Raw genomic sequence first — 10,656 nt, 5'->3', positions numbered from 1 at the left:
GGTGCTCAGCCTCTGCCCCACAACCCTCGAAGCGAAAGCAGAATCCGGTCGCGACCGGATCGGGAGAAGGCTTTCGCGGGGGGATAACTGGCGGAGGGGATGGACCTGAAATCCAACCTTCTCCACCCTAAGTCATTGTTTTCTTTATGCCCGACTTCGCATCGCCACCGCACGGTGGCTGGTGTCAGCCAGCATCCTCCTTTCCTCCATGTCCATACAGGCTTGCGTTCTGGTGGGCCCGCTCTTGTCGCTCGAATTCCAGCGTCGAATGAGCAATGCCGAACTGGCTCTCAAGCATTCGCTTGATCTCGTCCTTGATGTCCTCGAGGCGCTCCCAAGATCCTGTCTCGATGACAACATGCGTATCGAGTGCCGCCGCGTGTTCCTGCATCTGCCAGAAATGAGCGTGATGGATGTCCGCCACGCCGCCGATGCCGCGCACCGCGTCGACGACAGCGCCGTTGTCGATGTCGGGCGGACTGCCGAGCATCAGTGTGCGAATGGGCCCGCCGATCTCCGTGAAGGCGAGGTAGAGGATGTACAGCGCGATACCGATGGTAATCGCAGGGTCGACCCATCGCATGTCGTAGAGGATGATGAGCGCACCACCGATGATGACCGCTACGGAGGCCAGCGCATCCGACAGGTTGTGCAGGAACAGAGCTCGGATGTTCACGCTGCCCTTCTGCATCGAGTAGGTGAGCAGCGCTGTCAGCGTGTCCACGGCAAGCGCCACGCCACCGAGGATCACGACCGTCCAGCCGGCGACCTCAGGCGGGTCGATCATCCGCATCCCGCCTTCGTAGATCAGGTAGAAGCCGACGAGGATCAACGTGGTGTAGTTGATCAGAGCCGCCACGATCTCGATCCGACCATAGCCGAAGGTCATCCGCTCGTCCGCAGGCCGCCGCGCGATCTTGCGTGCTGCGAAGGCGATCACCAGGGACGCCATGTCCGAGAAGTTGTGCAGCGCATCCGCGATCAGCGCGAGGCTGCCCGATAAGATGCCTCCGACGATTTGCGCGACGGTCAGAAGAGCATTCGCCCAGATCGCGACGGAGACACGGCGATCGCCGGACTTGGGGTCGATATGGGCGTGGCCATGATCATGCGGCATGTGCGTCCCCCTCGTGACGGTGATTGAGCCGGGCAGTGCCTGGCTTGAGAGGCAGGCGCCCATCGCGGATCCTGCGAACCCGAGCATTCATCCAGTGCCTTACGATGTGACGATAGAGCCAATCGCGCAGCTGGCCGAACGCTTGCCGGTGCAAGTCATAGAATTGGTCCGGCGTCTCGAATGTTCCCAGATCCCGGGCAATGCCGGTTTTTTGGATATACGTGCTGGCTCCCGTCCATTCGACCGACGGGCTGTTAAGGCACTCGGTGCCCGCACCATAGCCGCAGAGGCTGTCACTGTCGCTGAACGCCCGCTGCAATGCCGTGAGGTACGGCGCGTCGAGGATGAAACCCTCCAGGTCAATCCACGTGGCGCCGGTCTCCACCTCGATCCAGGAATGGAGGATTTCCGCGGGCGCGACCGGATAGACAAGCTCGGGGACGACACCGCGCTGGAGCGCCTTGTGAATGGTGAAGCCGTGCAATCTGCACCGGATGCCGGCTCCCCTGAGCAGCGCCATCAGCAATGTGCCCTTGGTGTTGCACTGGCCGAAGCCGTCCACCAGCACCTGCGATGCCGGAATGTCGTCCGCCCGATTGTAGCCGAAGGCGATTTCGTTGCGAACGAAATCGTAGATGGCCCCGATCCGCGCGTCAGGCGGCAGAGCTTTCCAGCCCCGCGCTACCAATAGCGCCGCGATCGCCGGACTCTCGAAATCGAGGAGCCGCGTGGGGGCGAGCAATGGGTCTGTTTGAATCATGACATCTCTCCTCGAATCGGTATGGGAGAGAGATAATTGCTACAGCGACTGTAGCTTCAAGCCCTGAATTCACGCACCGCGCGGGGCGGCCAGAATGATCGCGGCGCCAACCAGGCACACCGCGGTCCCCAGAACGTCCCACCCATCCGGCCTGTGTCCTTCTGCGAGCCACATCCACAGAACCGATGCCGCGATATAGACCCCGCCATAGGCCGCAAAGGCGCGTCCCGCCGCCACGGTGTCGACCTGCGCCAGAAGCCAGCCGAACGCGACCAGCGCGGCCACGCCGGGAACGAGCCAGAGGGCGGACGCACCGAGACGCCACCACGCCCAGATCGCGAAGCATCCGGCGATCTCGGCCAAGGCCGCGAGCGGATAGGCGAGCGCGGCGGGCATCTCAGGCGCCGATCTCGTCGTGGTCCGTCAGGCACTCGGAATGGTCGCGCAGCACCTCCAGCACGCGGCAATCGGCCGTCTGCCCGCCACTGCATTCGTGAACCATGCGCTTGAGTTCGGTGCGCAGGGCTTCCAGACGCGCAAGGCGCTGCTCCACCTGCTTCAACTGCCTGCGCGCGATGGCGTCGGCTTCGTGACACGGGCGATGGGGGTGATCGCTGAGGTCCAGCAATTCCCGGATCGCTTCGAGTGAAAAGCCCAATTGTCGCGCGTGCCGGATGAAGGCGAGCCGGTCGAGCTCATCGTCGCCATAGCGGCGCTGGCCACCCTCGGTCCGGCCAGGTTCCGGCATCAGACCGATCTGCTCGTAATAGCGGATCGTCTGCACCTTGGTGCCGGTTTTCTTGGCCAGACTGCCGATCGTCAGCATGGGCGCCTCCGTAATGCTTCAGTGTTGGTAGGTTTTGCCGCACCGATTGGCAAGGCCGCGAGCCGCTACACAGGTCCGTGAAGCCGCCATGACGACGGAACAAGCGGGTTGAACCTCTAGTAACTTGAGGGTGTAAACACCCATAAAATTAAGAATCACGGGCAGGCCAAGCTCATTGCGACTGACATTTCTTCAAAAGATCCTCTGGGCGCTCGCGGGCGTTGCGGCGCTGGCGTTCGTCTGGTTGCTGCTCTGGGCGGACTATCGAGCCGACCAGGCCGCGGAGGGCGAGCCTGCGTTTCGTGCTGATTTCGAATTGACGGATCACACCGGGATGGTTCGCACGCAGGAGGATTACGCGGGCCGCTGGATGCTGGTCTTCTTCGGCTTCGCCAATTGCCCCGATGTCTGCCCGACGACGCTGGCCGAGATCGCCGCCGTCATGGACGGGCTGGGCGACGACGCCGCACAGGTTCAGCCGCTGTTTATATCGATCGATCCCGAGCGCGACACGCCATCGGTCCTCGCGGATTTCGTGCCGAGGTTCGAGGCCGGGATCGTGGGCCTGACCGGAACGCCCGACCAGATCGAACGGACCGCCGACAGCTTTCACATCTTCTATGAAAAGGTCGAGGAGGCCGCGGCGCCCGGCGGCTACACGATGGGCCATTCCTCGCAGCTGTTCCTGTTCGACCCGGCAGGCGGTTACGTGAAAGCCTGGTCCTACGGCACGCCTGCCGAGGAGATCCTTGCCGATCTGAGGGGGCGGTTCGCCGGATGATTGCGAGATTGACAGGTGAAGCGGCGCTCGCCGCCGCTTGGGTGGTGGCGCTCATCGCGACGCTCTCGGTGCTGTTCATCGGCGAGGTGCTGGGCCAGATGCCTTGTCTGCTGTGCTGGTACCAGCGCGCATTCATGTTCCCGCTACCCATCGTTCTGGGCCTCGGCCTGTGGTGGCAGGACGCCCGCGTCGGACGCTATGGCGTGGCGCTCAGCCTCTGCGGCGGGGCGGTCGCGCTCTGGCACATTGGCCTTTACGTCGGCATCATCCCGGAGCCCATCCAGCCCTGCACGGCGACCGGCCCCTCCTGCACCGACGCCAATCAATTGATCCTCGGGGTTCCGATCCCGCTCCTGTCGCTTGTCGCCTTCACGCTCACCGCGAGCCTGTCGGCCCTCTCTCTGAAGGACCCGCGCTCATGAATCGTCGCGCTCTCATCCTCTCCGTTGTCGCCGTCGCCGTTGCCGTCTTCGCCGCAGCGGCCTGGTTCACGACACGTCCCGCATCCGTCGCCGCAACCGCGACTGTCCCGCCCGAACAGAGCGAGGCGCTGCTGCGGTCTTACTCCCCGATCCTCGGACCCGAGGATGCCCCCGTCACCATCGTCGAGTTCTTCGATCCGGCCTGCGAGGCGTGCCGCGCCTTTTATCCGGTGGTCAAGGACATCATGGCTGAGCATGGCAACGCGGTGCGCGTCGCGATCCGCTACACGCCGTTCCACGGCGAAGCCTCGGAGGAAGCGATCCGCGTGCTCGAGGCTGCCCGGATGCAGGACGTCTACGAGCCCGTGATGGAGGCGCTCCTGCGCGAGCAGCCACGGTGGGCCTCGCATGGCGCGCCGGCTCCGGGACTGATCCTGGAGATAGCTGCAACCGCGGGACTGGATGTGGAGACGGCGCGCACGCAGATGCTCGCGCCGGATGTCGTGGCGATCCTGAACCAGGACCGCGCCGATGTCGAAACCATGGCTGTGCGCCAGACGCCGACATTCTTCGTCAACGGTCGGCCGCTCGATCCGTTCGGTGAGGCCGAACTGCGCGCGCTGGTGGCCGAGGAAGTGGCCGCGAGCGGTTCGTGACCGTGGCGCGCATGACAAGGAGGCACCCACGAATGACCAAGCTCACCATCCCGTTGCTGGCGAGCCTCGCCACACTCGCGCTCACATCCGGTGTCGCCCTTGCCGGGTCGGAGGATGTGGTTGTCGAAAACGCGTGGGCGCGCGCCTCCATCGGGGTCAACCGACCCGGCGCGGCCTACATGACGATCCGCAACACCGGAGACGAGGCCGTCACGCTGACCGGCATTTCCACGCCGCTCGCCATGATGCCGGAGATCCACGAGAGCAGGACCAATGCCGAGGGCGTCAGCTCGATGGCATCTGCGGGCGAGATCACCATCGCCCCCGGCGAAGCCGCTGAACTGGCACCCGGCGGGCTGCACGCGATGCTGATGAGGCTGCAGAAGCCGATGATCGAGGGCGAGAGCTTCCCGCTGACGCTGAGCTTCTCGGATGGCGGCGAGGTGACGGTCGAGGTTCCGATCCTCGGGATCGCGGCGCGCGGGCCGGAGGGCTGATGCGGCGCCGAACGGCTCTTGGATACGGCACCGCTGCTCTGGGCGCCATTGGGCTGACGCTGTTCGTCGGCTGGTGGCGGGTGGACGGTCCCGGCGCGCCCGAGGCTTCAGGGCGGCTTCCGCTGCCGCTGACGGAGATGGATTTCCGTCTCACGGATCATGAGGGACAACCGGTCGGCCCCGACAGACTGGTCGGTCGCCCGACCATGGTGTTCTTCGGCTTCACCTTCTGTCCCGACGTCTGCCCGACCACGCTGTCGGACATTTCCGGCTGGCTCGATACGCTCGGCGAGGATGCCGGGCAGATGAACGTGGTCTTCATCACCGTGGATCCGGACCGCGACACCGTCGAGGCGATGGCCGAATATGTCGGCTACTTCCATCCGGCGATCCGCGGCTGGACCGGTGCGCAAGATCAGATAGCACGCGCGGCGGAAGGGTTCCGGGCGAGCTACGAGCGTGTTCCGACCAACGGCGGCGACTACACCATGAACCATACGGCGAGCGTGTTCCTGTTCGACGCGGCCGGCGGGTTCGTCAGCATGATCGACTATCACGAACCGAGGGAGTTCGCAGTGCCGAAGATCCGCCGGGCGCTGGAAGAAGAAACGGAGGGGGCGACATGAAGCTGAGGTATCTGGCAGTCGGACTCGTGACGGCGGGAAGCGTGTCTGCGACCGCCCTCGCGCTTTCGGGCACCTGGACACGGGACCCTGTCCCGCCCGGTCTTGCCGAGGCTGCACTCTGGACGCCTGAGGCCATGCCCATGCCGGCGTCCACTGAGGCGCCGGTCCTCGCGCCGACCCTCGCCCGTTCGGATGTTGCCCCGATGGTCAGCCCACCGGCTCTGCCGTCTGCCGTGGTCGTCGCGCCATCGCTTCCGAGGGTCGAGCCTTCGCTCCGGACGTGGGCACGGGAGATCGCCGCGGGCGAGACGCTCGATGCAGTTCTCGCGGAGGCAGGTCTCGATGCCCCGGTTCGCGCCGAGGTGGCGCTTGCACTTGCGGCAGAGTTCGACCTGCGCCGCTTGCGTCCGGGACATGCCCTCAGCGTCATCACCACCCCGGAGGGCAGCCCCCGTCGCGTCGTTCTGGAGGTGGACGACGGCGTCCGGATCGAGGCTGTCTTTGGCGCGCAGGTTGCGACGCGCGTGGTGGCCCCCGATCCCGAAATCGTCACCCTGGCCAGTGAAGCCCGTATTGAAAGCTCGGTCTTCGCCGCGCTCGACGCGGGCGGCATTCCGGCACGCTTCGCGGTCGATCTGGCGCAGATGCTGGGTGGCGCCGTGGATTTCCGGCGCGACCTGACGGGTGGCGAAACCCTTAGGCTGATGTGGCGCGAGGCGCGGATCGGCGACGACATCGTCGGCCAGCCGGACCTGACCTTCGCGGCGCTTGACCTTGGCGACACGCTGTTCGAGATCGTCTGGCCGGAGGATGGCTCCGGGCGGGCCACGATCTACCGTGATGGCGTGGTCATGCGCGTCTTCGCGCAGCCGGTCGAGGGCGCGCGGCTCAGTTCCGTGTTCGGGCGCAGGACGCACCCGGTCTACGGCGACACGCGGATGCACACCGGAGTCGACTTCGCGGCCGCACGGGGTACCCCGGTCTACGCGACCGCACCGGGCCGCGTCAGCTTTGTCGGCTCGCGCGGCGGCTATGGCCGCGTGGTCGAGATTGCGCATGGCTCGGAGACCACGACCCTTTACGCGCATCTCAGCGCTGTCCCCGATGGGCTGGCGCAGGGTGACCGAGTCGCGGCGGGCGATCTTATTGGCAGCGTTGGCGCGACGGGCACCGCAACTGGGCCCAACCTGCATTACGAGGTGCGCGTGAACGGCCGTCCGACCGACCCTCTCTCGGACGACCGCCTTGCGGAAGCCGCGGAGCGGGTCGCCGACTACGGAGCGGCTCTTGCGCGTCTCGGCGATGCGCGCGCCCGTCTCGAGGAGCGTCTCGCAAGTGCGCTCGTCCCTGATACCAACGAAAGGCTCTGACCCATGAAACGATCCCTTGCCGCTTTGGCCCTCGCCCTTGCTCTCCTCCCGACCGCACAGGCGCAGGCGCAGGCGACGCCGATCGAGGTCCGCAAGACCAACGGCTGCGGGTGTTGCCTCGCCTGGATGGAGCACCTGGAAGAGAACGGGTTCGCGCCGACCGGGCAGGACATGTTCGCGGGGCTTCTGGTGCGCTTCAAGCTCGACAACGGCGTGCCACAGCGGATGGTCTCCTGCCACACGGCGCTCGTCGACGGCTACGTGATAGAGGGGCATGTGCCCGCGTCGGACATCCGGCGATTGCTGGCGGAGCGTCCGGACGCGGTGGGTCTTGCGGTGCCCGAGATGCCGCTCGGATCGCCCGGCATGGATCAAGGCAGATGGCGGGAAGCCTATGACGTCTTCCTCATCCGAAACGACGGCTCGACTGAAGTCTTTGCCAGCTATGAAGGAAACTGACCCATGATCCGATCGCGCACGCCGGGCAAGACGCTTCTGCTGATTGGAAGCTTGCTGGCCCTCGGCGCCTGCGCCGTCCCAGTCGCCGAAACCGCAGACCCGGATACGGGCCTTTCGGCAGAAGTGATGACCCAGCTGAGTGCGATGGCGGCGCCCTACCAGGATCTGCAGTCGGTCCGGTTGCGACCCGAGGACGGCTGCTACTGGTACCGCCACGTCGGACCCGTCGAGACGACGCTGCTTCCGCTCCGAACGGCGGACGGTCGACCGATCTGCACGCAGCGCGTGGCCGAGGCGTGATGGCTGGATCGGCGCGCCTCGGCCTCTTGACCGCGGAATACGATCTCCCAGAGGATCGGAAGGCCCTCAGCTATGTGCCGTGACCGGTCCGTCGCCCGCAGCCGGGTAGAGGTGAGCGGTCACCCCGGTCTCGACCTGCTCGTAGAGGTCGTTGATATGGGCCATGACCATGCGCACACAGCCCGAACTGGCCCGACTGCCGATCGAGCGGGGGTAAGGCGTGCCGTGGATCCGCAGATAGGTATCCCGGTCGCCGACAAAAAGGTAGAGCGCGCGCGACCCGAGGGCGTTCTGCGGACCGGGCTCCATCCCATCGGCATACTGCGCGTAGGCCTCGGGCTCCCGCTCGATCATCGGCTGAGTCGGCGTCCAGTGCGGCCACTCCACCTTGCGGCGGATCGTGTAGGTGCCAGGCTCGTAGAGGCCACCCCGACCGATGGCCACACCGTAGCGCATGGCCGTTCCACCATCCTCGATATGATAGAGGTAGCGCGCGGTCGCATCGACGTGGATGTCCCCCGGAACGAGGCCCGGTCGGGCCTCGACCCGCTGCGGCAGCAGACGCGGATGCAGACCCCACGGGTTCGTCGTGGCCGGATCGTATCCCGGCGGCGTCACCTGCGCGTCCCACGCGGCCTGCTGGTCGTCGGTCGGCCAGGAGCTGGCAACGACCGGCCCGGCAATCGGCGCAGAGAACATTGCGGCAGCCGTAACAATGAAATGGCGTCGGGTAGTATTTTCGGTCACTTGCACCTCAGGATCTCTACTTCACTTTCTGCTTATAGCTGGTTCGCTCATGAAATAGAACCGAAGGCCATGGATGTCGGTTCCGATCACGTGGGTGTGACGTCTGTTAATATCGATCAGTCATTCCTGCGACGAGTGCTTTGTCGCGAGATTGCGATTCTATCGGTTCCGCCGATCCATTCAATTTGTCAGGAGCGATCATGAATGAACTTTCGCCGATCGCGCTCGGCTTTCTGGGCAGCCTCGCGGCCGGGTCCCTGACCGCGGTCGGGGCTGTTCCCGTCCTCTTCGGCAAGGTGCCCTCGCGGTCCACGCGGGACATGGCACTCGGCTTTGCTGCCGGTGTGATGCTGGCGGCGTCGTTCTTTTCGCTGATCATTCCAGCTCTGGATGCGGCCGAACCGATGTTCGAGAACGGTGCGATGCCGGCAGCCATCGTGTGTGTCTCGATCCTGCTCGGCATGGGTGCGGTCGCGCTGATGAACGAGCGCCTCCCGCACGAGCACTTCAGGACGGGGCGCGAGGGGCCAGAGGCCGCCTCGCTCAGGCGCGTCTGGCTCTTTATCATCGCGATCACTATCCACAATTTCCCCGAGGGCCTCGCCGTCGGCGTGGGCTTCGGAGCGAACGGGGTGGAAGGCGGTCTGCCGCTCGCGATCGGCATCGGTCTTCAGAACGCGCCCGAGGGGCTGGCGGTGGCGGTCTCCCTCCTCGGCGAGGGCTACTCCAAGGTTCGTTCCTGGAGCATTGCAGCGCTGACCGGTATGGTGGAACCCGTTGGCGGCCTTCTCGGTGCCGGGATCATAACGTTGTCCCAGCCGCTCCTGCCCTGGGGCCTCGCCTTCGCGGCCGGCGCGATGCTCTACGTCATAAGCCATGAGATCATTCCCGAGACCCATCGCAGCGGACACCAGAACCGCGCAACGCTTGGCTTGGCGATTGGCCTCGTCCTGATGCTGTTCCTCGATGTCTGGTTGGGGTGACGGCCATGCAACGTCCCGGCTCTACCGCCACTTTTGCATGTTGCGTCGCCATGGCCGCATTCGCGCTCGATCAGGGGACGAAAGCGATGGCGGTTGCCAATGCCGACACGCTGTCCGGCGGTCTGAGTGTTTTCCCGGGCTTCAACCTGGTCCTTCATCGCAACACCGGCGTCAGCTTCGGCATGCTGGGCGACTTGACGCCAACCACGCTTGTTGCGCTCGCTCTCGTTATCACCGCCTGGATCGGGGTTCTCGCCTTCCGGACGGAACGGTCAAGCGATGCAGCGGGCTACGGGTTCATCCTTGGCGGCGCGGTCGGGAACGTGGCGGACAGGCTCAGGCTGGGCGGCGTGACGGACTTTCTCGACTTCTACATTGGCGAGGCGCACTGGCCGGCCTTCAATTTCGCAGATGCAGCGATTTTCTGCGGCTTGGTCGTGCTTCTGTTCTGGCCCGGCCGGACTCCGATTTGGAAGTCGACCACTGACTGATCCGGTCCTTTCCCCGACACTTCGCGGATCACACAATCCTCTGTCCTAGCATGGCCGGCCGAAGCGATCGCATGCCGACAGCCGATTGGGCTAGGCATAGATGTCGATCGGAGTCCCGTCTCTGACCATGGCATAAATTTCTTCTATCTGGCGATCCGTGACGGCGATGCATCCTGCCGTCCAGTCTCGGACATTCATCGGGTCGATGCCGCGCCGCGGACCGCCGTGGATGAAGATATCCTTTCCCGGAGATTGGCCCTGCGCCTCCGCGAAAGCGATATCGGCCTCATTCGGATATGAAATGCCGATGGAAAGATGGAACAGGCTGTCGGGATTCCGCCGGTCGATCAGGTAAGAGCCCTCCGGCGTGCGGCCATCCCCCTCGAACTGCTTGTGGCCTTCGGGCGCGAAACCCAAACCGATCGGATAGGTCTGCAAGACGCCGGCCCTCCCGTCGAGAAACAGCAGCCGCTGTGCCTTGTACATGCGCAGCCTGGTCACCTCGGGACCGTCGTACCACCGGAACTTGCTGGCGCAGCCTGACAGGAAGGCGGCCAATCCGCCCAACAGCAGGATCCGTCGTGGAAATCTGGTATTTGTCACTGCTCGACGCCCCATTTT

Annotated in this window: 16 protein-coding genes; 10 read left to right on the top strand and 6 right to left on the bottom strand. The window is 64.9% G+C overall.

Annotated features, from left to right (window positions below; all coding sequences use genetic code 11):
• Positions 1-184 precede the first annotated feature (184 nt).
• The 4 genes from AAC134_RS19230 to AAC134_RS19215 all read right to left on the bottom strand — a co-directional run bounded on the left by AAC134_RS19230 (position 185) and on the right by AAC134_RS19215 (position 2,703).
• Positions 185-1,117 (bottom strand): cation diffusion facilitator family transporter, encoded by a 933-nt coding sequence (locus AAC134_RS19230; protein WP_339950745.1) that lies wholly within the window; start codon positions 1,115-1,117, stop codon positions 185-187.
• Complete coding sequence (locus tag AAC134_RS19225; protein ID WP_339950744.1) at positions 1,107-1,877, bottom strand: transglutaminase family protein; 771 nt, start codon at positions 1,875-1,877, stop codon at positions 1,107-1,109. Before AAC134_RS19225 ends, AAC134_RS19230 begins: the two co-directional genes overlap by 11 nt.
• A 69-nt stretch (positions 1,878-1,946) precedes the next feature.
• Entirely contained in the window at positions 1,947-2,273 is a 327-nt protein-coding gene (locus AAC134_RS19220; protein ID WP_084863758.1) for a YnfA family protein, read from the bottom strand.
• Position 2,274: 1 nt separating this feature from the next.
• The gene (locus AAC134_RS19215) at positions 2,275-2,703 is read right to left on the bottom strand and encodes a helix-turn-helix domain-containing protein (RefSeq protein WP_339950743.1); all 429 of its coding nucleotides are present in this window, start codon (positions 2,701-2,703) and stop codon (positions 2,275-2,277) included.
• Positions 2,704-2,878: 175 nt separating this feature from the next.
• Between AAC134_RS19215 and AAC134_RS19210 the strand changes: the two genes are divergently transcribed.
• The 8 genes from AAC134_RS19210 (at position 2,879) to AAC134_RS19175 (ending at position 7,814) form a co-directional block, all read left to right on the top strand.
• Entirely contained in the window at positions 2,879-3,484 is a 606-nt protein-coding gene (locus AAC134_RS19210) for an SCO family protein (RefSeq protein ID WP_339950742.1), read from the top strand.
• Positions 3,484-3,906: a disulfide bond formation protein B gene (locus AAC134_RS19205; RefSeq protein ID WP_339950748.1), complete on the top strand. Its 423-nt coding sequence runs from the start codon at positions 3,484-3,486 to the stop codon at positions 3,904-3,906. The genes AAC134_RS19210 and AAC134_RS19205 overlap by 1 nt, the downstream gene beginning before the upstream one ends.
• Positions 3,903-4,562, top strand: coding sequence for a thioredoxin domain-containing protein (locus AAC134_RS19200; RefSeq protein ID WP_339950741.1), 660 nt, complete (start codon positions 3,903-3,905; stop codon positions 4,560-4,562). Before AAC134_RS19205 ends, AAC134_RS19200 begins: the two co-directional genes overlap by 4 nt.
• 32 nt (positions 4,563-4,594) lie before the next feature.
• A complete protein-coding gene (locus tag AAC134_RS19195) occupies positions 4,595-5,059 on the top strand; it encodes a copper chaperone PCu(A)C (RefSeq protein WP_339950740.1) in 465 nt (154 codons plus the stop codon).
• The gene (locus AAC134_RS19190) at positions 5,059-5,685 is read left to right on the top strand and encodes an SCO family protein (protein ID WP_339950739.1); all 627 of its coding nucleotides are present in this window, start codon (positions 5,059-5,061) and stop codon (positions 5,683-5,685) included. Before AAC134_RS19195 ends, AAC134_RS19190 begins: the two co-directional genes overlap by 1 nt.
• Positions 5,682-7,055: a peptidoglycan DD-metalloendopeptidase family protein gene (locus AAC134_RS19185; protein ID WP_339950738.1), complete on the top strand. Its 1,374-nt coding sequence runs from the start codon at positions 5,682-5,684 to the stop codon at positions 7,053-7,055. The genes AAC134_RS19190 and AAC134_RS19185 overlap by 4 nt, the downstream gene beginning before the upstream one ends.
• Before the next feature lie 3 nt (positions 7,056-7,058).
• Positions 7,059-7,514, top strand: coding sequence for a DUF411 domain-containing protein (locus AAC134_RS19180; RefSeq protein WP_339950737.1), 456 nt, complete (start codon positions 7,059-7,061; stop codon positions 7,512-7,514).
• 126 nt (positions 7,515-7,640) lie between these two features.
• Positions 7,641-7,814 carry a hypothetical protein gene (locus tag AAC134_RS19175; RefSeq protein WP_339950736.1) on the top strand — a complete coding sequence of 58 codons (174 nt, stop codon included), beginning with the start codon at positions 7,641-7,643 and terminating at the stop codon, positions 7,812-7,814.
• A 66-nt stretch (positions 7,815-7,880) separates the two neighbouring features.
• On the opposite strand, the gene AAC134_RS19170 is transcribed toward AAC134_RS19175, so the two are convergent.
• Complete coding sequence (locus AAC134_RS19170; RefSeq protein WP_339950747.1) at positions 7,881-8,513, bottom strand: L,D-transpeptidase; 633 nt, start codon at positions 8,511-8,513, stop codon at positions 7,881-7,883.
• 248 nt (positions 8,514-8,761) lie between these two features.
• Between AAC134_RS19170 and AAC134_RS19165 the strand changes: the two genes are divergently transcribed.
• Positions 8,762-9,544 (top strand): ZIP family metal transporter, encoded by a 783-nt coding sequence (locus AAC134_RS19165; protein ID WP_339950735.1) that lies wholly within the window; start codon positions 8,762-8,764, stop codon positions 9,542-9,544.
• Between the two features lie 5 nt (positions 9,545-9,549).
• Positions 9,550-10,035: a signal peptidase II gene (gene lspA, locus AAC134_RS19160; protein ID WP_339950734.1), complete on the top strand. Its 486-nt coding sequence runs from the start codon at positions 9,550-9,552 to the stop codon at positions 10,033-10,035.
• A 90-nt stretch (positions 10,036-10,125) separates the two neighbouring features.
• Here the strand turns inward: lspA and AAC134_RS19155 are convergent, their stop codons facing one another.
• Positions 10,126-10,638: a L,D-transpeptidase family protein gene (locus AAC134_RS19155; protein ID WP_339950733.1), complete on the bottom strand. Its 513-nt coding sequence runs from the start codon at positions 10,636-10,638 to the stop codon at positions 10,126-10,128.
• Positions 10,639-10,656 lie beyond the last annotated feature (18 nt).

It is taken from the genome of uncultured Albimonas sp., from assembly GCF_963977235.1.
Taxonomy (GTDB): Bacteria; Pseudomonadota; Alphaproteobacteria; order Rhodobacterales; family Rhodobacteraceae; genus Albimonas.
This window is presented reverse-complemented; position numbering and strand designations above follow the sequence as displayed.